Origin of the sequence: Chitinibacter sp. FCG-7 (assembly GCF_040047665.1) — a bacterium.
Classification (GTDB): Bacteria; Pseudomonadota; Gammaproteobacteria; order Burkholderiales; family Chitinibacteraceae; genus Chitinibacter; species Chitinibacter mangrovi.
Map to the genome: position 1 here is coordinate 262,442 of NZ_CP157355.1, position 23,807 is coordinate 286,248.

The following is a 23,807-nucleotide window of genomic DNA, read 5'->3' on the forward strand; positions in this document are numbered from 1 at the left end:
TTGCCCTGGGGCATGGCAGACCCTATTGGTATGGCCTGCGACTATGCCCGCACGCTCACTTTGCTGGGGCAAGGCGCCAATCCGCAACCCGTCGGGTTCGATTTAAAACAAGGCCAACGCCACTTCGGCTACAAGACATTGTGTGATGCGCTCAAAGAGCTGGGCATGTATGAACGCCAAAAAGGCACAGTGCGCTTTGTCCGTGATGTGATTGATGCAGGCGAATTAATCAGGGGCAATCTGCATATCACGCATCATCCAGTGATTGGCGGGGGTAAATCGGGCGATAGCAAAATAGAAGACACCGAATTCCGCGATCCGCGCATCCCGCTGTATTACGACATTGAATATGTTGAGGTGGCCTATGCACTGGAGCGCCAGTTTATTAACAGCCCCAGCATGTACGCTTTGTGGACCGGCATCAAACCATTAGCCAGTACAGCCAAAGTAGCCAGCGACACGCTCGGAGCGATTGAAGCCATGGAAAGCATCAGCGATCTGCGCAAAGTCTGGCAAACCATGAGTAGCAGCTATTCGGGTCAGACCTTTAATCCGATCAAGCAGTACTGGAGCGGCCAGAATAAGCGCGGGCTCTGGCTAGGCAAACTGATTGCACGTGAATTTAACAGCATTCTCGACTTTGCCGAACAGTTTTCAGTCAATGAAACCAGCGGCAAAGTAGACCCCATTTTGAATCGGGTGCGCATGAATGTTTTCTAAGCTCGAAATTGAAATGGACAACCCAGAGACAACACGGTTACGACTGGTCTTGTTGCTGGATACCTTGCTCTGCACACTGTACGGCGTTTCCATCACCGCTAGCAGCCTGATTGCAGGGGGCGAATTATCTAGGCGCGAAGGCACAAACCAGCAGCTACTACTCACCATTGGGCTAATTATTAGCGGAATATTGCTACTAAAAGCACTGGCTAGCTGGCGTGCCCGTACACAAAGCTGCGGCTGGCTTGGCCTTAGCCTGCTGATAGGTCTGCCATTCTGGCTACTACCTCTCTTGATCGGCTTCATGTTTCTGCTTGTACCATTGCTGGATGGCGGTGAGCCGTTTGGATCTCTCTGGGTAGTGCCTGGCATCTATCTCGGGCTGTTTTTCTTCATGGGTCCCACCATGGCCCTCCCTATCGAAGTGTACCCATTCTGGCGTAACAACGGCTCAGTAGCCACGCCATCTCAATCTGCTAGCCAGCAAAGCTGGCTGCCGCATTCCCGAGGTTAATCATGTTCAGCACCCGTACCTTCCGCCTGCGCAGCCCTTTACCCGAAACCCAGCTGTTTTTCCGTAATCTGGCGGGCACCGAGCTGCTCAGCAATATCAGCCATTACCAGCTCGTGGCGCTCTCCCCCAGCGCCAATCTGCCGCTGGATCAGCTGGTGGGCCATCCGGTCACCATCGAGATCGATCTGCCCAAGGGCGGAGTGCGCTATGTCCACCAGTATGTCGCCAGCATGGTGCTGTCTGGCGAGGAAGGCCAGTACTACCGGTACGAGGCCGAGCTGCGCCCCTGGCTGTGGTTTCTCACCCGCAGTGCCGACTGGAAGGTATTCCAGAAGCTCAGCACGCTGGACATCATCAAGCAGGTGTTCGCTGATCACGGCATTGCCCGATTTGTGGATCGCACGACGCAAAGCTATCCGCCCCGCCGCTACTGCGTGCAGGCGGGTGAAACCGATGCCAACTTTGTGATGCGCTTGTTGGAGCAGGAAGGCATTTATTTCTACTTCGAGCATGCTGCGGGTGCGCATGTGCTGGTACTGGCCGATAGTGTTGCGGCCCACAAGCCGCGTGGCGGCTATGAGGTGCTGCCTTTTGAGCACGGGGCCAGAGACAGCGGTATGCACATTGATCAGGAGCATTTTGCCCACTGGCGCTGTGGCAAAGCGGTGGAGAGCACCAAATTTGTCGTCAATGATTATGATTATTTCCGCCCTTCGGCCAATCTGCAGGCCAATCAGAGCGAAGGCCGCAGCCATGGCCAGGCCAATCACGATGTGTATCTGTGGCCCAGCGAGTATTACGCGCCCGAGCGTGGCCAGCATTTTGCCAGCGTTCGGCTGGAAGCGGCACAGGCGCGCTATGAAACCGCCACCGGTGCGGGTCCGATTGAGGGCCTGGGCTGCGGCCAGCTCTTTACCCTGATCGATCATCCGCGCAAGGATCAGAATCAGGAATATCTGATCACCAGCGAGCACATCATGCTCGAAGAAAACACCTACGAATCCACCGGCACCGGCAGCGGCCTGAGCCAGTGCCATATCACGGTGCAACCGGCCAAAACCCCATTCCGCCCGCTGCGCATGACGCCCAAACCCTATGTGCAGGGCACGCAAACTGCCGTGGTGGTCGGCCCGCCGGGCGAGGAAATCCACACTGACGAAAAAGGCCGCGTCAAAATCCAATTCCACTGGGATCGCTACGGCCCCAAGACCGACAAATCCAGCTGCTGGGTGCGCGTGGCCAGCGCTTGGGCCGGCCAGGGCTGGGGCGCGACGTCGATTCCGCGCATCGGTCAGGAAGTGCTGGTGTCCTTCATCGAGGGCGACGCCGACCGCCCCATCATCACTGGCCGGGTCTACAACGACGAGCAGCCCACCCCATGGGGCAATGCCAGCACCAAGACACAATCGGGGCTTTACAGCCGCTCCAGCCCCGGCGGCGGGCCGGACAATGCCAACATCTTCCGCTTTGAAGACAAGAAGGGCGAAGAAGAAGTGTGGCTGCACGCCGAGAAAGATCAGCGCATCGAAGTGGAAAACGACGAATCGCACTGGGTGGGGCGCGACCGCAGCAAGACCATCGACCGCGACGAAACCGTGCACGTCAAGCGCGACCGCTCCGAGACGGTGGACCACAACGAAACCATCACCATCGGCAACGACCGCACCGAGCAAGTCGGCAACAACGAAACGATCAGCATCGGCAGCAACCGCACCGAAACCGTAGGCAGCAACGAAACCATCACCATCGGCAAAAACCGCACCGAAACGGTGGGCGGCGCGGAAACTGTCACCATCAAAAAAACCAAGACCGAAACGGTGATGCTGGCCAAGGCGGAAACCATCGGCCTCGCCAAAGCACTGTCGATTGGCGCGGCCTATCAAACCACGGTGGGTGCCTTTATGAACACCTCGGTAGCGCTATACCAAAATGCACAGATCGGTGTCGACAAAACCACCCAAGTCAACAAGATCTACACCATCGAAGCCGGTGAGGAATTCACCATCAAGGTCGGAAAAGCTACTTTCACAATGAAAAAAGACGGCACGATCATCCTCAATGGCCACACCTTGAGTGTCGGTACAACCGATGAACAAACCTATAAAGCCGATGGCAATATCGTCATGAAAGGCAAAAAGATTTTGGAAAACTGACTATGCAACAATATGCTTTGCCCACTGCCTTGCCTGATGTAGAGCCGACCGATTCGACCGAGCCTAGCCCGCTACATGCCTTACTGCAACAACCTGCCAGTACGACCCGCCTGCTTCCAGCGGGCGCGCAGGGAGTTGCCCTAGGTATTTTTGCAGGGTATACGCCTGAAGGGCTTCCACTGATTGGGCTACCAGACCTTACCCCTAGCCCTATTACTGCCATGACGTTAAGTGACTTGCGCGATCTGCCCCTCGGCAGCACATTGGCGATTGCCTTTGCCGGGCCACCGCCACAACACGCGCTAATTCTCGGCCCCATCCTCAATCCGGCTCGCCCGGAGGAAGAACCGGCTGGACTCGCGCCCGCAGCACCAATTGCAACAGATGCAGAAGCGGATGCAGAAACAGATGCTGAAGCGGATGCGGAAGACAACCCGGACATCATCGCCGATGGCCGCCACATCGAGCTGGAAGCCTTCGACACCCTGGAGCTGCGTTGTGGCAAGGCATCCTTGCTGATGAGCGCCGATGGCCGCATCACCCTGCGCGGCACTTATATCACCAGCCAGGCCAGCGCCACCCAGCGCATTCTTGGCGGCTCGGTCAGCATCAACTGAGGCAGGAAGATGGAAATCGTAGTTGGCAGCAAACACCTGCAAAGCAGCATATTCACCGCGCTGGATGTCAGCGGGCAGGAGCATCTAGTCATCGTCACCAAGGCCAGTTGGCAGGTACCGCAGGCCGGGCAGCGCCCACGCCCCGTACCTCCCGATCCGCTACACGATGCCGATCTGCATGTCGGCGAGCCGGGGCTTTCGGCCATGCTATACGGTAGCGACTATGTACGCTTCAAACCGCGTTGCGATGTGCTGTTCAACGCCAGCGCCCATGCCCCTGAGGGCAAACCTGTGCGCGAACTGCTGGTGGGCTGGCAAGTCGGCGAATTACGCAAAGGGCTACGGGCAACGGGGCCGCGCGTCTGGCACAAACAGGCTGGCGAATTCAATCTGAGCGAGGCCGAACCTTTCACCACCTGCCCGCTACACTATGGCATGGCATTGGGCGGCTGCCGCGATTATCAGAAAGGCAACGAAACACTCAGCGAAGCCCTGCTGACCAATCCGGTGGGCAGCGGCTGGGCGGGGCGTCACACCCTCGACCAGCTGCACCTGCAGCCCGCCCCCGGCTGGAAGCGCACACCCAGCCCATCCGTCACCCCAATGCCCACGACCCAATCGCGTTTTCCGCCATCGGTCGGCACTGGGAACCACGCAAGAATTATGTGGGAACCTATGACCGCCACTGGGAAGAAAACATCTTCCCCTTTCTGCCGGAAGATTTCGACGAGCAATTCCACCAATGCGCGCCTGTGAATCAGCAGATGCCCTACCCGCAAGGCGGCGAAGAAGTCGTGCTGTTCAACATGCTGCCCGGTGGCGGTGAACGGCGCTTTCGCCTGCCGGTGCTCAACCGGCTGCAGGTACGTGTGCTGCGCAAAGACTACAGCGTGGACGAACCCACTGCGCTGGCCGACACGCTGTATTTCGACCTGAACCACCCGGAAGGCCCGCGCTTCAGCGCAGTCTGGCGCACCAGCCTCCCCATCCGCCGCCGCCTGCAGGAGTTCGACACCATCGCCGTCGGCCCAGTCAACGCCCGGTGGTGGCAAGACAAAGTACTGGGGATCAATAGCGGCGGCTGCAGCGGCTGCAGCAAATCACCAGAGCCGGATGAAGTGAATGAGGCCAGCCACGATGATGAACATGAATCCGCCGAAGGCCACGACTAACCATGCTTGATTTTTTATTACCCGATACCCGCCCTGCGCTACCGCGCCCGGTGCTCAGTGTGGCCAGCGCCGGGCTGTGCTGTGCCGTGGGTTACAACCTGGATGCCGCAGCCTGCGCCATTGCCGCCAGCATGGATCACTTCCAGCACAGCGAATTCATCGGCCGCAATGGTGAGCCCATCATCGTGGCCCGACTGGATGGCGAAAACGTCTGGGGGCAAGACCGGCTAGCCAGCTGGATCGGCCATGCCGTACGCGACGCCTTGCGCCATCTGCCCGATCCGCAGCAGCACGCCATGCCCATGCTGTGGCTCGCACCCAGTCCCGAGCGCCATGGCCTACAAGCCGACTGGTACAAGGCCACTTTCAATCAGGCCATGCAAGAGTTTGGCCTGCCGGTGCATCCGCTCAGCGCCATCATTCCGCAAGGGCGAGCCGGGCTGGCCAGTGCGCTGGAGCAGATCGGCCAATGGCTGGCACGCCATCCGCTGGATCGGGCCATGCTGATCGGCGCGGATACCTATCTCGACGCTGCCAGCATCAATCACTACCTCGCCAGCGAACGTCTGCTGGCCGATGACAATTCCGACGGCTTCATTCCCGGCGAAGCCGCTGCCGCCGTCGTGATAGAACGCCATCAGCTCCCGCAAGACGAACTCGACGCACTGCCCAATCGGCTGTGGCTGTATGGCTGGGGCAAGGGTGAAGAAGCTGCGCGCATGGGCGGCGACGTGCCCAACCGCTCGCAGGGCATGACCACGGCCATGCGCGCAGCGCTAAGCAATGCCCGTGTCGGCATGGCCGATCTGGATTTCCGCCTGAGCGACCAGAATGGCGAAGCCTGGTTCGTTACCGATGCTGTTAACGCCCTCACCCGCATTACACCGCAGGACGCTGCCAAACTACCAGTATTAACGCTAGCCGACCGGCTCGGCGAAATCGGTGCTGCCACCGGGCCGGCCATGCTGGCCTGGCTGCACCGCATGCGCGGTCAACCCGACAGCCAGCTCTACCCGCCCGGCGAACTGGGCCTGCTGCACCAGGCCAACGACAATGGCCTGCGCAGCTGCGTGATCGCCGGCTTCACTCCCCCTCTCGTGGCCTGAGCCACATCGCCCAAGGACCCACGATGCAAACCCACGTCTACATCAACGACAACGAAGCCTGCTCCAAGGCGGTAGATGGCAAGGCATTGCCGGCCTTCCCAGACCCCTGCTGGAGCCCGCCGCCCCCAAGGCTGGCCCGATTGTCATTCCCTACCCGAACACCGGCTTTGCCAGCAATCTGGCCAAGGGCAGCAGCACGGTCTTCATCTGTGGCACCGAAGTCGCGCTGAAGGATGTGTCCTATCTGGCCAACAGCACCGGCAACAGAACCGGCAACTCAAGCATTCCGTAAAGGAATCCGCACCGGAGTCATTACCGGCAAGGTCTATTTTGTTGACTGGTCGAGCAATGTGAAATTCGAAGGCCTGAATGTCTGCCGTCATATCGACCCTGTTACGCACAACCATAAGTAAGGGGCTGAATCATGGCTAATACCGCAGCATTTCGCTATTGGGACGATCAAGTTAAAGAGCATTGTGAGAAAACAACAAAAGACATAAACAATGAATGCAAATGCGATGGCACAAAAGAAGCAAAAGAAAAAAGGGACAAGCAGTTCAATAGCGGAAAAATGGACCCTGCCAAGCTCAAGCAAGGCAGCATACTGAGAAAAACTCAGGCAAAGCTCCGGGAAGCACTGGTCAACATCGACCAAAAAGCCAAGGACAAGATCAAAGAGGCCGGCCACAAAGAGAGCAAAGAAAATTGCTGGGTATACCAGCAATGCACAGGGCTATGGCACAAGCCCACCAATGGCGATGGCTTCAGTATTGACAGCTTCAAGGATGAAATGCGCACGCATTTTGAGAAAGAAGCCAAGCAAATCATGCACGACCAAAAAGCCGCACTGGAAAAGCTGCAAAATTTTGCCGATGACTTCTTCAAGGAGCAGGCGGATGAAATTGCGGAAAAAGCCAAGGAAAAAGTCATCAAGCGCATGGGAACGATGCGTTCTCCCTTGCTTGCAAAAGCGCTAAGCCGGATCGGCATGTATGAGATGCTTGGACATGCGATTGGCAATACCGTTGGCGCCATCGTTACCAATGACATGGAAAAACGCTACGCTCAGCTTGAGCTGGAACTGGATCAATTCACCAGCAAGCTTGACGAAATAACAGCGATTCTTGGTAACAACTTCAGTTATGAAGACTTGATGGCCACAATGCAGGCCGGCATTGCGCTCAGCAATGACTGCCTGCGCGCCAGAAAATGCAAGCTGGTTTCATATAACGACAATAAAAACCCAATGAGTGGCAACGGGTGCTGCCCTGGCCAGACGGCGCATCATGTATTGCCAGATGCCATGTTTTATAATTACGAAAAAGTGACCAAGACCAAGGGAAAACCTCCTAACCAGAGCCAATACACGACACTAGAAAAAACCACAAAGCTTGATTGCTGGAGCAAGTATAGTCATGGCTCTGCCCCGACTATGTGCCTGGAAGGAACCTCCAATGGCCCCGGCAATGGCTCACATGGTGCAGCACACACTCTGACAGAAGATTACATAAACGACAAACGGAACCAACCATCCGTCCCTTACAATAAAACAGCCGACGATATTTCAGAAAGACTGGCAAAACCATACGGGTGCAAAAAAGAATGCATCAAGGCCCAGCTGGATAAGTACTACAAAGAAGCCCACACTTGCAAAGACTCCGAAGCCGCGGTAACACCACACTCAGGTCTACCCAATGGCGGGCCAACGGTTCCAACCAAACCACCTAAAACAAAAACATTCTAAGGATCGCTATGAAAGTAAATATCACTCAGCAAAGCCATGACGATTGGCTAAAAGGTTATACGATTCTGGATTGCAGCATTCTCGATCACGAGCGCTATTGCTTTGTACTAAGCGAAGAAAACCGGCAAGAAGGATATTACCCGCTCACTCGCATCATTCATGTTATTGCAAATGACATGGATGATGAGCAGCCTTGTGGCACCTGGGACCACAACCAGTTCCGCTTCACTAGTATCGTGCGCAATACCGATCCACCCGAGTTTGTCGCTGTCGATTTGGCCACGCTGGTTTTTTCATCCAATGCGCAGAAAAAAGGCGAAGAAAAACCTATCGATAAACTACTCAGTTTGGACTATGGGGAAGGCTCCACCAGCACAAGCAGGCGCGTTATACGCGCAGCCGGAAAAGTGTACGCCGTCGGCAGCGGTCGCCGCATCCTGCGCCGCGAAGGCGTCGAGCAATGGGTCGACCTAAGGGCAGAGGGTAAGGGCGTTCCCTTGCCAGAGCAACTGCCTAGTGAAGGTGAAACAAGCTGGTCCATTACGCTTGGTTTTCAAGATCTGGCAGCTTTTGCCGCCAATGATATGTACGCTGTGGGCGGTTATGGTGACGTTTGGCGTTTTAATGGTGAGCACTGGCAGCAGTGTGCTTTCCCAAGCAATGCCCATCTGGAAACCGTGTGCTGTGGCAGCGATGGCCGCGTCTACATCAGCGACCAGAAAGGCAAGGTGTGGGCCGGGCGCGAAAACCGCTGGGAGCTGCTGGCCAACAGCGACCTGCCCTGGGGCAGCCAGCCCATCGACGCAGTGTGGTTTGCCGACCGACTGATCCTGGGTGGCTGGGGCGGGCTGTTCGCGCTCGATGGCAAGGAGCTGGTGCCGCTACAGGAAATCGACCCGCGTTCACCCAATGCGATGGTCTCCGGCCGGCTCGACGTCAGCCCCTGCGGGCAATTTTTGCTCACCGCCGGCCCCTACGGCGCCTGCCTGTACAACGGCCAGCGCTGGACGCGGCTGTTCAGCATGTTTGATTTCGATTAAGCAGCATCACACAAGCAGTTTTTCATAAGCGAACTGATTACATCTTCATGCACAGCAATCTGATTCCCGCCCTTGTCAAACGCCACGCCGGCGATGCTGCGTTTTACTGGACTCTGCATAACAAATCGGCGCTGTCACCACATCTGCAGCCCGAGCGGCTTTGGCATTTCTCGCAACTGCTGGGCGCGCATCTGGAAGGCCTGCAGGTGGCCGGCCCGGCGGGGCTGGTGATCCTGCGCGGCGAATTGCAGCGCTGGCGCGGTGCGGGCGAGGCATTTGCCCTGGCCTGGGCGGCCATCCGTCTGCACGACGAGGCGGCGCTGGCGCAGTTGCTGGCCGAGATTCGCCAGCAGCCAGACAGCCTGCTGCGCGGGCTGATTTCGGCGCTGGCCTGCTTGCCTGCCAGCGATGTCGCGCCGCTGATTACCGCCTGGAGCCAGCCCGGCGCCGGCACAGTGGAAGCCGTCGCCGCCTTGCGCGCCATCGCGCTGCGCCCGGATGCCGTGGCCGGTGCGCCGGTCAGCGTGCCCGATCACTGGCTGCAGCATGAGTCACCGCATGTGCGCGCAGCCGCCTGCCGGGTGGCCGCGGCGCTGCCAGTGACGCCACCCGCTGCGCTGGATGCACTGCGCAACGATGCGGATAGCGCTGTGCGTGCCGAGGCGGCAATTGCGCTGGCGCACCACGGGCTGGCCAGTGGCGCGGCCGCCACCCTGCTGCGCAGCGTGCAGGAGCAGCTGGCCGTGCTGGCGAGCGCCAGCGGCTGGTATCAGCAGCAGGCGCAGCGCCGCCTGCAGCGCTGGCTGCGCCATCTGGCCTGGCTGGTGCCACCGGGGCATCCGGATGTGCCGGCTCTGCTTGAACACCTGCCGCCGCGCCAGGCTCTGCATTTCGTGCTGCAGCATGGCGACCCGGCCTTGCGCGGCTTTGTACTGCGGCAGCTCGAACAGCCCGAACACGCACGGCTGGCCGGCTGGGTGTGGCAGACACTCACCGGCGTCGATCTGCACGCCAACGGCCTGCTGCTGCCCGAGCCACCGTATGACCCGGACCAGCCGCTGCACGAGGCCAACCCTGATGCCGATGATGGCCTGCCCTTGCCCAACCCGGCCGCCGTGCGCGCCTGCGATGCTGCGCTATCGCTGCCGGTCGGACAGCGCCTGCTGCTGGGCCAGCCGCACTCGCCGGAAAACTTGCTGATGGTGCTGCACGAAGCGCCGCAGGCGCTGCGCCAGATTGCCACCCGCGCCCTGCGCCAGTTTGCGCCGCAACATGGCCTGAACATCCGCGCCCCCTGGTGGCAACAGCATGCCGCGCTGGCAGCACTGAGCGGGGCCGAGCGATGATGCTGAACCATCACACATGCCCGAATCACGCCGGCAGCAAGGAGTTGCGCGATGTTGCTTGATCCCTGGCTGGATGCCGCCCGCATCGCCCGCACCCTCGCCGCCCCCGGCAGCGCCCTGCTCGTTGTGCTGGCCGCCGAGGGCTGGTGCAGCAAATGCCGCGATCTGCGCCCCGGTTTTCATGACTATGTGCAGCAACACGATGTGCCCGGCCTGGTCTGCCTGTGGCTGGACATTGAAGAACACGCCGAACTGCTGGGCGATTTCATCCCCGACGACCTGCCGCTCTGCCTGCACTACAACGCCAGCGGGCTGGTGCGCGCCGGCATCTTGCGCGCCGCCGACGCCAGCCAGCTCGACATCGCCCCGCATACACTCAGCGAAGCACAACCGGACTTGCGGCAGCTGCTGATGATGGCGGATTGGGCTGCCTGATGCCAATCTCTCAGGCTATTCCTTGTTGGCAAGTGCTATGAGCTAAACCGCCATCAATTCTGGCAGCGGCATAAATCGGGGCAGCAACGAATTCGTGCTCCTCAGAGAGCTGGAGTTTGAATGCAAGGCGGATCGCGGCAGATTACGCCGCTGATAAAGCAGTCTTGTGCAAACAGCCCCCTATTTTTCAAGTCAATATTCTTATCTGGAGTTTCACCCATGAAGCACTCATTCAAACGCACTCTGACACAGCTGGCGTTCGCAAGCGCCAGTTTCATACTGGCCGGTACGGCCTCGGCGGCAGCGCAGCAATGTCCACTACTGGATGACGCAGCGGCAACCGCCTTGCTAGGGCCGGAAACTACCTTGCTGCGGGTCGAGGCCTATGGCTCCTGCATCTGGCGATCCGGCGGCGAAGTACTGATGCTCAATGTACAGCGCCGCCCCAATGCAGCCGAAGCAAAAACATTGTTTGATACCTATCAGAAAACAGCCTTTGCCGGCCTGCAGCGCGACGCCAGCCGCCCGAAGCTGGGCGAGCAGGCTTTTGTCGGGCTGGCCAGTGAAGGGGCGACACCGCAGGCCGGCTTGCTGGTACGCAAGGGTACGGATTTACTGGTTTTCCAGCTACATGGCACACCCGACAGCGAATTTGACCGCGAAACGCTGGCCAACTTGCACGGTATGGCGCAACAAAGCCTGCCGCGCCTGGGACAAGCCCAGCAACGCGTTGGCGAATGCCCGTGGTTCAGCAAACAACAGGCCCAGCAATTACTGGGCAAGGGCAAGCTGACCATCCACCAGCTGGCCAATGACCATTGCATCGCCAGCGTCGATGGCAGCGAAGCCAGCCTGACCATCAATACGGATCGCGAATTGAACAAGCCGGAAACGCTGGCGGTCATGCGCGAAAACGAGCAGCAATGCATCGTGCTAGATCTGCCGACCCTTGGCTTGCACAGTTATGTCAGCTATGCCTGCCCAGCACCGGGCAATATGGCTATGGTGGTGCAACTGCTGGAAAACGGACGTCATGCGCAAATCATTTACAACCCCGGCAGCCGCCCGGCCAAGCAAAGCGATTTGCCCGCCTTGCTGCAAATCGGCAGCACGATCCGCGAGGAATTCAAGCGCCAGCCTTGATGGAATGTAGAAACCAGCAATACATTCCAGGGCATCAATGCATAGCCATTGATCATAATGATGCGGGGGTGGTGATGCTAACGCCGAGGCCGCCACCCAGCCAAGCACGCCTGCTGCAGACACACTATAGGGTATAGGTCTACAGGCCAAATTGGATAATCACTCCAGCCATATACCTAGCATCATTTTCAATTCAGCCCACGCAATGCCAATGAAACAAGACTGTTGTGGTTCAATGATTTCGGACACCAACTTAGGTGGTAATCTCGCCACCATTAACGAGGTGTTTCATGAGCAAGGTTCGCAGGACATTTACCCCGGAATTTAAAGCCGAAGCCGCCAGTCTGGTCGTCGATCAAGGCCACACGGTGTCACAAGCCAGTAAGGCGATGAACGTCGGCGAGAACATACTGCGTCGCTGGATTAAGCAGCTGAAACAGGAAAGACAGGGTATCACGCCGCAGGCCAAAGCACTCACTCCAGACCAACGTCGCATTCAGGAGCTCGAAGCGCGCATTGATCGGCTGGAACGGGAGAAAGCCCTGTTAAAAAACGCCACAGCTCTCTTAATGGCGGACGAACTCAATCGTACGCACTGGTAGACCAGTTAAGTGAGCATGAACCCGTAGAAATGGTCTGCAGCACCTTCGGTATTTGCCGTTCCAGTTATTACCATTACCGGCATCGACGCCAGCATATTGATCGTGAACGAATCGAGTTGCGCGCCAAAGTATGTTGTCGCCGACCGAAAATTGACCCACTTTAGCTAGTTGTGCCGATCCAAAATTGACCCAGGTGTTCTACTTGTTCTGCTTAATTCTTAGGCAGAGGCTAAAAGGTGATCACCATGGAAATGATTGGCAAAATCCGCAGGATGTTTTTTCGCGATAAGTTATCGCTGCACGAAATTTCTAAGCGTACCGGTCTGGCGCGCAACACCATCCGCACCTGGGTTCGCAAGCCCGCTTCAAAGGCAGAGCCTCGTTACATCCGGCAACCCAAGCCCGGTAAACTCACTCCGTATTGCGCTACTTTAGAACAAGCCCTTAAAGCTGATTCCTTTCGTGCCAAGCACAATCGGCGTACTGGCAAAGCATTGTTCGAGCAGATTCAGGCCGAAGGCTATACCGGTAGCTATAGTCGCGTGACGGATTTCATTCGCGAATGGCGAGGTAAAGCCGGTAAAACGTCTCAGGGGTTTGTGCCATTACAATTTGCGCTGGGTGAAGCGTTTCAATTTGATTGGAGCGAGGAGAATCTGGTGATTGGCGGTCTCTATCGCAAGATTCAGGTGGCTCACCTTAAACTCTGCGCTAGTCGTGCCTTCTGGTTGGTGGCCTATCCCAGCCAAGGGTATGAAATGTTGTTCGATGCACATGCCAGATCGTTTGCTGCATTGGGTGGTGTGCCGCGACGCGGCATTTACGACAATATGAAAACCGCAGTCGACAAGGTCTTGAAGGGCAAAGGCCGGATCGTCAATGCGCGCTTTGCGGTGATGTGCGCACATTATCTATTTGATCCCGATTTCTGCAATGTGGCTTCAGGGTGGGAGAAAGGCGTCGTCGAGAAGAATGTTCAGGATAGTCGGCGGCGAATCTGGATTGAAGCCCAAAGCATTAAATTCAGCACCTTTGAGGCGTTGAATGCGTGGCTTGGCGAACGTTGTCGGGCGTTGTGGGCAGAACTGCCGCATCCAGAGTTCAAGGGGCTCAGCATCGCAGAAATGCTGGAGCAAGAAAGGCTGGAGATGATGCCGATGCCAACGCCGTTTGATGGCTACGTAGAACAATTGGCGCGCGTTTCCAGTACTTGCTTAGTGTCGATTGCCCGTAACCGTTACTCGGTGCCCTGCGAATGGGCACGCCATCGCGTTAGTGTGCGACTGTATCCGACGCAGGTCGTCATTGTGGCCAATGATGACATCGTTGCCAGTCATGCTCGCCTGACGGGCAAGCAGCAGGTGAGCTTTGATTGGCAGCATTACATTCCGTTGATTGGGCGTAAACCGGGCGCATTACGCAACGGCGCGCCCTTTGCCGATATGCCCGAACCCTTGTTGCGACTCAAGCGAGGCCTGCTCAAACGCGATGGCGGTGACCGAGTGATGGCACAGGTGCTCGCGACAGTCCCCGTTGCGGGGCTAGATGCGGTGCTGGTCGCAGTGGAACTGGTGTTGGAATCTGGCGTACTCAGTATTGAACACATTCTGAATATCGTCGCGCGCTTGAATGATCCGCCCACCGCTGAATCGGCGCAAACCCAGCTGCAACTACTCGAAGCACCGCAAGCCAATACCGAGCGTTATGACCAACTGCGCGATACCGATGAGTTAACCTCAGCCGGCACTGAAGTAGTGACACATGAAGGGGTTCATCATGCGTGACATCACTGCAGAACTCAAAGCCTTGCGTTTGCATGGCATGGCTGGTGCCTGGGTGGATTTAAAAGCCCAAGGTGGCCTAGGTATTGATACCTCCAGTTGGCTGATCGAGCATTTACTTCAAGCTGAAAACACCGACCGAGGTATGCGCTCGATCCAGCATCAGATGAGTGCGGCCAAATTCCCTGTGCATCGCGATCTGGCTGGATTTGACTTCAGTGCCACCAAATTAGATCAAGCATTAGTTGGCCAATTAGCCACGCTGGCCTTCACTGAAACAGCACAAAACGCCGTCTTTATTGGTGGGCCAGGTACCGGAAAAACGCATCTGGCGACGGCGATCACGATTGCAGGCATCACGCGTCATGGCAAAAGAGCCCGTTTCTACTCGACAGTGGACTTGGTCAATTTGCTTGAAAAGGAAAAGCGTGAAGGTAAAGCAGGACGGATTGCGCTGAGTTTGATGCGGGTTGATGTGGTGATACTGGACGAGCTGGGCTACCTGCCATTCAGCCAAGCTGGGGGTGCTTTGCTGTTTCATTTGCTCAGCAAGCTATATGAACACACTAGCGTGATCATCACGACTAACCTGAACTTCTCGGAATGGTCGAGTGTATTTGGCGATGCCAAGATGACGACCGCGCTCTTGGATCGACTCACTCATCATTGCCACATTGTAGAAACGGGCAATGAGTCTTACCGCTTCCAGCACAGCAATATGGTGGCGAAATCGAAAATCAAACAAAGGGAGCAAAGCAGAAAGGAAGAACTAACGGCAGAACCTGAGCAGTTCTAAAGCGAAGGTGATGATGAAAAATAGCGGGCGGGCCGTTCGCTATTTGCTAGACTTATCCACAGTTGCTCGATGAAAAAGCAACGCCCCGGCCTGGGTCAAAATTCGATCGGCAGGATGGGTCAAATTTCAATCGGCGCGAACATCCGGACTAACTTTGAAGAATTACCCATAAATCAACTACCTTTATTTTATTAGATATATTTAATAAATTAATCCGTCAATGTGACAGGACACACCACTAATTTACAGAAACCCTTACGGAACAACAGTTTTTGTAGATTGCAATCTTATAAAATTTTATATTTTATTTCCTGAATAACATCAAAACAAAAAATACAGTAAGTTCATATAATTTTTATTATATGAACTATTACCACATTGATGTATCACACACAAAATTGAACATCCGAGAACACAAGAGTCCAAGCTAGAAGACAGCTCTCCTGAACAACAGATTTTCAACCATCCAACAAAAAAGTCTCTATGCGCAGCAACGAAAAGAACACAGAATATATTTTTCAATCTACATCTTGACATTACAATTAAAACAAAAAATAATGGCATAGACCCAATTCAGAAACTAAACATACAGAGGCAGCTTTTTACTCTCGCTCACACTAGTTTTTGTGAATATCTGGTATGCACGACAGTATCCGCAGGCATCGAATTGCTTACCGAGTCACAATTCAAGTAGGGCAGCATCAAACACTCCATGTTTGATTGCTAAAACTGGTTTTAGTACGAACAGGAAAGGAGAATCAGATGAAAGTATTGATTAAGAGTCATGACACCTCGAAAAACAAAAGACTCACCAATACAATTGGTCGCTCGTTTCTAGGCAATCTAAGGCCAAGGGGATGATGAATATGAATACCGTGATGTTGTTACTTGCCACCTATGAGCACCCCCTGATCCCACTTGAAACGGTTGGCAAAGATTTCTTAGGGTTAGGAAAAAGGGAAGTAAATGAACAAGCCGCCCGAAATGCACTGCCATTCCCAGTGATTCGGTTAACTGAAAGCTGTAAATCGCCTCGATTTGTCAGAGTGGCGGATTTGGCTGAGCACATTGATCGGCAGGCTGAATTGGCAGGCATAAGCTGGCATCGAAGCAAAATTTAGGCTTTGCCAGAATGCAACATACCAATCCATATTAGAAAGCAACCTCATTTTTTGAAAAAAAGACTATTGATCTGTGAGCAGTTTCGAAAAATAAAATGATAATTCTTTCCAAAAGGTTAGTTACTTTAACGTCGATCTGTCCTCTCAGGCAGACCTAGGTCAATTTTGGTGAATCTAGGGGCGCGATGCAAATCCACAGCTCTCAATTGAGTATAGCGGGCCAAGTTCTTCCAGCTTCTATGGCCAGAAACCAAGGCAACCTCTTGAATTTGATACCCCTGCTCAAAAAGTCTACTAATACCCTCATGACGCAGATCGTGAAATGTCAGATCAACAATCCCTGCCAACAAACACAACCGTTCAAAGCGAGATCTTACGCTATCACCATGATAAGGAAAAATTCGGTCATCAATTATGGGCTGCGCCTGAATAATCTCAAACGACTCACCCAATAAGGGAACGGTTTGATTATTGCCAAGCTTCACTTGTGGATCTTTTCGATCGCGGATCAGAATTGTACGGTCAGTTTCATTCAGATCTTCCCAACGCAGCCCAACGATTTCACCTTGGCGCATGCCGGTAGCAATGGCAAATCGCACGATATCGTCAATGGGGATAAAACCTCTGTGCGAAGTGGCTCGAGCTGCAGCGAGAAAGGCTACCAACTCGTCCGGCTTTAAACGGCGGTCACGCTCAGTACTGATTTACATATCAAACCCAGTGAGCGCAACTGCACTCTGGCTTGCATAAACTCAGTCATATCCACGCAGAGATTAAAATACGGCTTGGCGCATTTGAGCACACCTCCCAGATAGATTACATCTTGATTCACCGTTTGCGGCTTTGCGCCTTGCGCCCGGCGATCACGGCAATGGGCGATGATATGCGCAGCATTTAAATCAACCAACGACAATGCTCCCAGTCGAGAACGTGCCAAAATCCCCAACACACTCTGCTTTGATTCACCAATCTTCTTATCTTGCTCAACAAACTTGATGTATCGATCTATCAACCCAGCAACAGTAAGCCCCTTCAATTTTCGAGCATGAAGAGCAGCATCATCTTTCATCTTCTCAGTCAGAGCATCCGCCCAGTCCTGAGCCAAACGTCTGGCAACGGTTTCTGCACGTACTCCAGCTCCCTGCACGGGAAAACTGCGGCTTTCATTCAGCACAACACGACCATTCCGCTTTAGACGAACGTCCGCCCTGAAAGATACCGTGCCATTACGATTAGTTACGCGTAAAATAGAAGCCATTAGCTCACCAGTCCTAGACAGACGATTTCAACATTAAGAATAGCACACGATCTAGGATTTTTAATGATTTAATACCGTGGGAACCCGCACTTGACCGTAGAAATGCCGCAGATTAAAAACCAAGAAAAACAAGCCTTAACACTAACAAATTCAACGGTTACGCCCTCGCGCCGCTTCTGCATCGCACCGATGCTCGATTGGACAGACCGCTTTTATCGGCGTTTTGCGCGCGAGCTGAGCCAGCATACCTGGCTGTATACCGAGATGGTCAATACCGGGGCGATTTTGCATGGTGACCCGCAGCGGCATTTGCGCTTTGATCCGGTGGAATATCCGGTGGCACTGCAACTGGGTGGCAGCGAGCCCGCGGATCTGGCGCGTTGCGCCAAGATTGCCGAGGATTGGGGCTATGACGAGGTGAATCTGAATGTGGGCTGCCCCAGCGAGCGGGTGCAGTCAGGCTCATTCGGCGCGTGTCTGATGCTCGAACCTAGCCTGGTGGCCGATGGCGTAAAAGCCATGCGCGATGCCTGCCAGATTGATGTCACGGTAAAGCATCGTATCGGTATCGACAAAATAGAAGACTACGCGTTTGTCCGCGATTTTGTCGGCCAGATTGCCGAGGCGGGTTGCAGCACCTTTATCGTGCATGCGCGCAATGCGATTCTGAAAGGCTTGAGCCCCAAGGAAAATCGCGAAATTCCGCCGCTTAAATACGATTATGCCTATCAGCTCAAACGCGATTTTCCGCAACTGGAAATCATTATTAATGGCGGCATCACGACGCTGGCGCAATCACTCGAGCATTTGCAGCACGTTGATGGCGTGATGGTCGGGCGTGAGGCTTATCACAATCCGTGGCTGCTCACCGAAGTGGATGCGGCGATCTACGGCCAGCCGCAACGGGAACAAAGCCGCCGCTGCGCTATCGAAAACCTGCGCGACTTCATTGAGGCCGAGCTGGCTGCGGGTACACCACTGCGCTTTATAGCTCGGCATATTCTGGGGCTTTATCAGGGACAATATGGCGCGCGGCAATGGCGCAGGATGCTCTCTGATGCCACACTACTGAAAAATGCCGATTGGCAGCTGATCGAACAGGCCTTGCAGCAGATCGAGCATAGTCAGGGCCAACGCGAAACCTCACAGAGCGAACAATGATCATGTTAAAACCCGCAATGATTGCAATCAGCTTGGCGCTGAGTACCCTGCCCGCCTTGGCCGACGATATCGTGCTGATCGGCACCATGGGCAATAAGGGCGTATTCCAGATTAACGGCCAGAAAAAAACCCTGCAAAGCGGGCAGCAAAGCGGGATGTTCAAAATTATCTCGATTCAAGCCGAATCGGCGATTATCGCCAGCAATGGCCAACAAAGGCAGTTGCTGCTGGGCCAAGGCTATGTAGCGCAAGGCGGCAATCCGGCGGATGGTCATGCCAGCAGCCTGACGCTGACGCCTGATGAGCGTGGCCATTACCTGGTGAATGTGGGCATCAACCAGTCATCGCAAGCCGGGATCATCGACACTGGCGCGACGCATCTATCAATGTCTCGCCCAACCGCAGAAAGCATGAAAATCAGTTATAAAAACGGCCAGCAAGGCCACTCGCAAACCGCCAACGGCAATATTGGGGCCTGGCTGGTGAAGCTACCGCAAATCCGGATCAACAATATCACGCTCTACGATGTCACCGCCGTGGTGCGTGACAGCAATGATAGCGCGCCGATTCTGGTCGGCATGAGCGTACTCAATCGCTTCCAGATGCGGCGCGAACAGGAATTGATGATTTTAAGTAAAAAAGCTTACTAACAGGGTATAGCCCTACAAGCCAGATCTGTGAATAGCTAGAAGCCAATACCCTATGAAAAAAATTGTTCTCGCCAGTAATAATGCTGGCAAGCTGAAAGAATTTGCCCACTTGCTTGCCCCATTGGACGTGCAGATCATTGCCCAGGGCGAGCTGGGTGTACCCGAATGCCCGGAGCCGTATGGCACTTTTATTGAAAATGCGCTGGCCAAAGCACGCCATGCCGCCAAAATCACCGGCCTGCCCGCGCTGGCTGACGATTCGGGCCTGTGCGTACATGCGCTGGGCGGCGCACCTGGCGTCTATTCGGCGCGCTATGCCCAACGCGCTGGCGAGGCCAAATCGGATCTGCGCAATAATCAGCACTTGCTCAGCGAATTAGCGCAGCACACCGACCGGCGCGCTTGGTATTACGCCGCGCTGGTACTGGTGCGCAGCGAAAATGACCCGCAACCGCTGATTGCCGACGGGGTCTGCGTGGGCGAGATTGCGCTACAAGCCAGCGGCGACGGTGGTTTTGGCTACGATCCACTATTCTGGCTACCCCAGTTTGGCAAAACGGTTGCCCAGATTTCCGCTGAAGAAAAAAGCCAGATCTCGCATCGCGCCAAAGCGCTGCAGAGCCTGATCGCCAAAATGCAGGAAACCAGCTTATGAACCCGCAAGACGAAAGCCGCTGGGCAAAATGGTGCCGTGACGACGGCTCCGTGGTATCGTGCACCGAAAAAGTCAAAGTGATGAATGAAAACCTTGATGAATTGGCGCAAATGGCGCAAGACCTGTTTGAAGACGGCCTGCTGATGGAAGTATCGGCTGAGCAAATGCGAACAGTGCTACATCAACTGGTTGATGCATTACAAAATCCATACAAATAAATAACGAAGCCATAATATTTGAAAACGATTGCCGCCCAAACGAGCGGCTTTGCCATAAAATACATCATTTATTTGCTAACTCGGCAATTTATAATAAACCCAATGGTGACAACTAATGAATAAAGCTTTCATAGCTCTAGCACTGATTTTACCTCTTGTAAGCACAAGCAGTTATGCCGCCCCCAGCAAAGCAGCCAGCAAAGCCTCAAGTAGTGCAAATGACACCGGTAATCCATTTACTCCTGAGCGCAATAAAGCTGCAGGCAATCTAAGTACCACCCTGGTAACGTTGCAAAAAATGGCAAATGGCTGCTCAGGCAAAGGTGAACTCAGCGAAGAAAATATTAAAAAAGTACAGACTCGTTGGCAAAATCAGAATAAGCAATACTTGGCTGTTCATTATGATTATGTCAGTGGCTATATTATGGCCATCAAACAATTTCAAGGCGAAGAAAGCAGCAAAACCGCTTTGGCCGAGATGACTAAATTCAATAATGAACAGGCAAACGCCATCGTCAAAACGATGATTGACAAAGACGGTGTTGATGCCGCCTGCAAAAAATACTTCGGTATTCTCGGCTCTGGCGCAATGGATATTAAAGAAGGATATCCCGATTTCAAAATCTGGAAAGGCATGCTCGAGTACAGTAAAAAAAATACGCCCGCCAAAAAATAATTAGCCATCTTTGAAGCTAAATTAATGCACACCATCTCACTGGCCCAGCTGGGCAGCTCTGGCCTGAGCGCCCTGCCTCCGCTGGCGCTATATATCCATTTTCCCTGGTGCGTGAAGAAATGCCCGTATTGCGATTTCAACTCGCACGCGGTCAAAGACGCTAATTACCCGAGTGGCCTGCCGGAAGCGCAATATATCGATGCGCTGATTAGCGACCTGGAAAGCAATCTGCCGCAGGTCTGGGGGCGTTCGGTATCAAGCATCTTTATGGGCGGCGGCACGCCAAGTTTATTCTCGGCTGCCAGTCTGGATAGGCTACTGGAGGCGATTCGCGCGCGCGTCAAGCTCAACCCTGACGCCGAAATCACGCTCGAAGCCAATCCGGGGACGTTTGAAATCGAGAAATTCGCTGGCTACGCAGCAGCTGGGATTAATCGCCTGTCGATTGGCATTCAAAGCTTTAACCCCGAGCATTTAAGCGCGCTAGGGCGGATTCATAATCGTGATGAAGCACTGCGCGCCGTTGAGATTGCGCACAAGCACTTTAACAATTTCAACCTCGACATCATGTATGCGCTGCCCAAACAAACGCTAGAGCAGGCACGCAGCGACATTCGTCTGGCAATTGAATGCAATTCAACGCATTTAAGCGCCTATCACCTGACGCTCGAACCCAATACACTATTCCATCGCTATCCGCCCGCGCTGCCCGACGACGATCTGGCCGCCGATATGCAGGAAATGATCGAGGCCGAGCTTGCCAGCGCGGGCTTTGAGCATTACGAAACGAGTGCCTTTGCAAAAACCGGCAAACGCAGCCAGCATAATCTGAACTACTGGCAGTTTGGCGATTATCTGGGCATCGGCGCAGGCGCGCATGGCAAAATCAGTTTTCACGATAAAATCATCCGTCAGGCACGCTACAAACAGCCGAGCGAATATCTGGCCAAAATGGCCGCAGGCAATGCAATTCAGACCGAAAACATCGTCGAAAAAAGCGAATTGCCGTTTGAATTTATGCTCAACTTGCTGCGCTTGACCGAAGGTTTTCCGCTGGCGCTGTTTACCGAACGTACCGGCCTGCCGCAAAGCAAGATTTTTGCCGAGATCGAGCGCGCCTGTAGTGAAGGTTTGCTCGAACGTGATTTACACTGGGTCAAGCCGACCGACAAAGGCCAGCGCTTTTTGAATGTATTAATGGAACGCTTTTTGCCGTAGCCATTTGCTGTAAAGCTACTGCGAGCCGTGATGGCGGCGTTAAAAAACTGCTCAAAATCCTCATGTACGAAATGTACACTCTGGTTTTTCGCAATTTTTTGCCTCGCCCTCCCGCCTCTCGCTACGCTTTTCAACAAATAGCAGGGTATACAGCTGTAGATCATGCTAGATAAATTTTAGCAAGACATACCCAACCCCCGTATTAACAGGACTATTTATGGAATGGCCAGTAGCGACGCTGTCGCCGAGCGAAAAATACAATCTGATCACCGACTGCGTCGTGCCGCGCCCGATTGCCTGGGTGACCAGCATGGATGCCACGGGCAAAATCAATATCGCGCCATTTTCCTATTTCAATATCGTATCGAGCGAGCCGATGATTGTGTCGCTGAGCGTCAATCGTCGCCTAGGTCAGGACGGTAGCAGCGAGCAAAAAGATACCGCGCTCAATCTGATTCACGGTGGCGATTGCGTGATCCATATTCCGTCACACGATCACGCCCCGGCTGTGCACGCCACCGGCTCAGGAACGCCGCCAAGCCAAGCGCAAATCGACGCACTCGGCCTGCAATTTAGTCCGTCGCAACAAGTCAAAACACCGCGCATTGACAACTGCGCTGTCGCGCTCGAAGGACGTTTTCTGCAACATATTGAAGTCGCTCAACCCGTCGTCGCCGACCTGATTCTGGTTGAAATCGTCCATATTTATGCCGCCGATGACTTGCTGCACAATGATCGCGTGCATCCCGAGCCGTATGCGATTGCCGCAAATAAAAAACCCTGACAGATGCTGATTACCCGCCCGGCAAATCCAGAAGATGCCCAAGCAATCTCTCAGTTGATGCAGCAGCTAGGTTACGAGATCAGCCCTGAACTTATGCAAAGCAAAATCGAATTTATGACCATGTCAGAGATGGATGCTGTTTTTGTTGCAGAAATAACAGATCAAATCGTCGGCGTTATCAGCATTCACGCCCTCGAACTCTTTCATGCATGCGGTAAACTTGGTCGGATTACTTCTTTAGTTGTCGACAAAAATATGCGTCAACAAGGTGTCGGAAAACTCCTGTTTAGCACCACCGAATCATTTTTCCGGGCCCAAAATTGCGTTCGCATTGAAGTGACCAGCAGTGATCATCGAACTGACGCCCATGCTTTCTATCAGTCCCTAGGTTTTAAAATCGATCAACGGCGTTTTATCAAATAGCCCAACACTCCAAAAGGATTCCCTCATGAGCAAAGAAATCATCCATTCAGACAACGCACCTAAAGCCGTTGGTACTTACTCGCAAGCAGTCAAAGTGGGCAATACGGTTTACCTATCAGGCCAGATTGGTCTTGATCCGGCGTCGGGCGAATTGGCCGAAGGCTTTGAAGCCCAAACGCATCGCGTATTCCAGAATCTGCGCGCGGTGTGCCAGGCGGCTGGTGGCGATTTGTCCGACATCGTGAAACTCGGTGTGTTTGTCGTCGATCTGGCGAACTTTGCCAAGCTCAATGAAATCATGGGCGAGTATTTCACTGCGCCCTTCCCGGCGCGCGCGGCGGTACAAGCTGCTGCCCTGCCTAAAGGTGCGATTGTTGAAGCCGATGCGGTCATGGTATTGACGAAGTAATCATTAGAGGTATATCGCTGTAGGCCAGTTAAAATATACCCTACAGTGATATACCCATTAGTGCG

Annotated in this window: 26 protein-coding genes and 2 pseudogenes; 26 read left to right on the forward strand and 2 right to left on the reverse strand. The window is 54.3% G+C overall.

The features are described from left to right. Positions 1–12: 12 nt before the first annotated feature. From ABHF33_RS01215 to ABHF33_RS01285, 17 genes and pseudogenes are all read left to right on the forward strand, one after another. Positions 13–720 (forward strand): hypothetical protein, encoded by a 708-nt coding sequence (locus ABHF33_RS01215; protein ID WP_348945259.1) that lies wholly within the window; start codon positions 13–15, stop codon positions 718–720. Further along, a complete protein-coding gene (locus tag ABHF33_RS01220; protein ID WP_348945260.1) occupies positions 710–1,234 on the forward strand; it encodes a hypothetical protein in 525 nt (174 codons plus the stop codon). The genes ABHF33_RS01215 and ABHF33_RS01220 overlap by 11 nt, the downstream gene beginning before the upstream one ends. 2 nt (positions 1,235–1,236) lie before the next feature. After that, positions 1,237–3,387, forward strand: coding sequence for a type VI secretion system Vgr family protein (locus ABHF33_RS01225; RefSeq protein WP_348945261.1), 2,151 nt, complete (start codon positions 1,237–1,239; stop codon positions 3,385–3,387). Positions 3,388–3,389: 2 nt separating this feature from the next. After that, complete coding sequence (locus tag ABHF33_RS01230; RefSeq protein WP_348945262.1) at positions 3,390–4,004, forward strand: hypothetical protein; 615 nt, start codon at positions 3,390–3,392, stop codon at positions 4,002–4,004. A 9-nt stretch (positions 4,005–4,013) separates the two neighbouring features. Further along, a pseudogene (locus ABHF33_RS01235) lies at positions 4,014–5,176 on the forward strand (DUF2169 family type VI secretion system accessory protein). A gap of 2 nt (positions 5,177–5,178) precedes the next feature. Further along, positions 5,179–6,282: a hypothetical protein gene (locus tag ABHF33_RS01240; RefSeq protein WP_348945263.1), complete on the forward strand. Its 1,104-nt coding sequence runs from the start codon at positions 5,179–5,181 to the stop codon at positions 6,280–6,282. A gap of 109 nt (positions 6,283–6,391) precedes the next feature. Beyond that, the gene (locus ABHF33_RS16900; protein ID WP_432803970.1) at positions 6,392–6,574 is read left to right on the forward strand and encodes a PAAR-like domain-containing protein; all 183 of its coding nucleotides are present in this window, start codon (positions 6,392–6,394) and stop codon (positions 6,572–6,574) included. Next, positions 6,516–6,695, forward strand: coding sequence for a PAAR-like domain-containing protein (locus ABHF33_RS16905; protein WP_432803950.1), 180 nt, complete (start codon positions 6,516–6,518; stop codon positions 6,693–6,695). The genes ABHF33_RS16900 and ABHF33_RS16905 overlap by 59 nt, the downstream gene beginning before the upstream one ends. A gap of 11 nt (positions 6,696–6,706) precedes the next feature. Beyond that, a complete protein-coding gene (locus ABHF33_RS01245; protein WP_348945264.1) occupies positions 6,707–8,026 on the forward strand; it encodes a hypothetical protein in 1,320 nt (439 codons plus the stop codon). Between the two features lie 8 nt (positions 8,027–8,034). Further along, positions 8,035–9,066: a hypothetical protein gene (locus tag ABHF33_RS01250; RefSeq protein ID WP_348945265.1), complete on the forward strand. Its 1,032-nt coding sequence runs from the start codon at positions 8,035–8,037 to the stop codon at positions 9,064–9,066. A gap of 47 nt (positions 9,067–9,113) precedes the next feature. Continuing rightward, positions 9,114–10,412: a hypothetical protein gene (locus ABHF33_RS01255; RefSeq protein WP_348945266.1), complete on the forward strand. Its 1,299-nt coding sequence runs from the start codon at positions 9,114–9,116 to the stop codon at positions 10,410–10,412. A gap of 51 nt (positions 10,413–10,463) precedes the next feature. Further along, positions 10,464–10,847, forward strand: a complete 384-nt coding sequence (locus ABHF33_RS01260) for a hypothetical protein (protein WP_348945267.1) — start codon at positions 10,464–10,466, stop codon at positions 10,845–10,847. 219 nt (positions 10,848–11,066) lie between these two features. Next, entirely contained in the window at positions 11,067–11,990 is a 924-nt protein-coding gene (locus ABHF33_RS01265; RefSeq protein ID WP_348945268.1) for a hypothetical protein, read from the forward strand. Positions 11,991–12,280: 290 nt separating this feature from the next. After that, positions 12,281–12,723, forward strand: a pseudogene (locus ABHF33_RS01270) (transposase); the annotation flags it as partial. Between the two features lie 114 nt (positions 12,724–12,837). Further along, the gene (gene istA / locus ABHF33_RS01275) at positions 12,838–14,376 is read left to right on the forward strand and encodes an IS21 family transposase (RefSeq protein ID WP_348944438.1); all 1,539 of its coding nucleotides are present in this window, start codon (positions 12,838–12,840) and stop codon (positions 14,374–14,376) included. Next, positions 14,369–15,169 carry an IS21-like element helper ATPase IstB gene (gene istB / locus ABHF33_RS01280; RefSeq protein WP_348944437.1) on the forward strand — a complete coding sequence of 267 codons (801 nt, stop codon included), beginning with the start codon at positions 14,369–14,371 and terminating at the stop codon, positions 15,167–15,169. The genes istA and istB overlap by 8 nt, the downstream gene beginning before the upstream one ends. 866 nt (positions 15,170–16,035) lie before the next feature. Continuing rightward, complete coding sequence (locus ABHF33_RS01285) at positions 16,036–16,290, forward strand: pyocin activator PrtN family protein (protein ID WP_348945269.1); 255 nt, start codon at positions 16,036–16,038, stop codon at positions 16,288–16,290. A 125-nt stretch (positions 16,291–16,415) separates the two neighbouring features. Here the strand turns inward: ABHF33_RS01285 and ABHF33_RS01290 are convergent, their stop codons facing one another. Together ABHF33_RS01290 and ABHF33_RS01295 are read right to left on the reverse strand one after the other, a co-directional pair. Then, the gene (locus tag ABHF33_RS01290; protein ID WP_348945270.1) at positions 16,416–16,955 is read right to left on the reverse strand and encodes a site-specific integrase; all 540 of its coding nucleotides are present in this window, start codon (positions 16,953–16,955) and stop codon (positions 16,416–16,418) included. An 11-nt stretch (positions 16,956–16,966) separates the two neighbouring features. Continuing rightward, positions 16,967–17,548 carry a hypothetical protein gene (locus ABHF33_RS01295; RefSeq protein ID WP_348945271.1) on the reverse strand — a complete coding sequence of 194 codons (582 nt, stop codon included), beginning with the start codon at positions 17,546–17,548 and terminating at the stop codon, positions 16,967–16,969. A 102-nt stretch (positions 17,549–17,650) separates the two neighbouring features. Between ABHF33_RS01295 and dusA the strand changes: the two genes are divergently transcribed. From dusA to ABHF33_RS01340, 9 genes are all read left to right on the forward strand, one after another. Further along, positions 17,651–18,709 carry a tRNA dihydrouridine(20/20a) synthase DusA gene (dusA, locus tag ABHF33_RS01300; protein WP_348945272.1) on the forward strand — a complete coding sequence of 353 codons (1,059 nt, stop codon included), beginning with the start codon at positions 17,651–17,653 and terminating at the stop codon, positions 18,707–18,709. Positions 18,710–18,711: 2 nt separating this feature from the next. Next, entirely contained in the window at positions 18,712–19,359 is a 648-nt protein-coding gene (locus tag ABHF33_RS01305) for a retropepsin-like aspartic protease family protein (RefSeq protein ID WP_348945273.1), read from the forward strand. A gap of 52 nt (positions 19,360–19,411) precedes the next feature. After that, on the forward strand, positions 19,412–20,014 hold the full coding sequence (gene rdgB, locus ABHF33_RS01310; protein WP_348945274.1) for an RdgB/HAM1 family non-canonical purine NTP pyrophosphatase: 603 nt from the start codon (positions 19,412–19,414) through the stop codon (positions 20,012–20,014). Beyond that, positions 20,011–20,232, forward strand: coding sequence for a hypothetical protein (locus ABHF33_RS01315; protein WP_348945275.1), 222 nt, complete (start codon positions 20,011–20,013; stop codon positions 20,230–20,232). The genes rdgB and ABHF33_RS01315 overlap by 4 nt, the downstream gene beginning before the upstream one ends. A gap of 115 nt (positions 20,233–20,347) precedes the next feature. Further along, complete coding sequence (locus tag ABHF33_RS01320) at positions 20,348–20,908, forward strand: hypothetical protein (RefSeq protein ID WP_348945276.1); 561 nt, start codon at positions 20,348–20,350, stop codon at positions 20,906–20,908. A gap of 24 nt (positions 20,909–20,932) precedes the next feature. Then, positions 20,933–22,126, forward strand: coding sequence for a radical SAM family heme chaperone HemW (gene hemW, locus ABHF33_RS01325; RefSeq protein ID WP_348945277.1), 1,194 nt, complete (start codon positions 20,933–20,935; stop codon positions 22,124–22,126). Between the two features lie 217 nt (positions 22,127–22,343). Continuing rightward, positions 22,344–22,910, forward strand: coding sequence for a flavin reductase family protein (locus ABHF33_RS01330; protein WP_348945278.1), 567 nt, complete (start codon positions 22,344–22,346; stop codon positions 22,908–22,910). A 3-nt stretch (positions 22,911–22,913) separates the two neighbouring features. Beyond that, complete coding sequence (locus ABHF33_RS01335; protein ID WP_348945279.1) at positions 22,914–23,333, forward strand: GNAT family N-acetyltransferase; 420 nt, start codon at positions 22,914–22,916, stop codon at positions 23,331–23,333. A gap of 25 nt (positions 23,334–23,358) precedes the next feature. Continuing rightward, entirely contained in the window at positions 23,359–23,742 is a 384-nt protein-coding gene (locus ABHF33_RS01340) for a Rid family detoxifying hydrolase (RefSeq protein ID WP_157670634.1), read from the forward strand. Positions 23,743–23,807 lie beyond the last annotated feature (65 nt).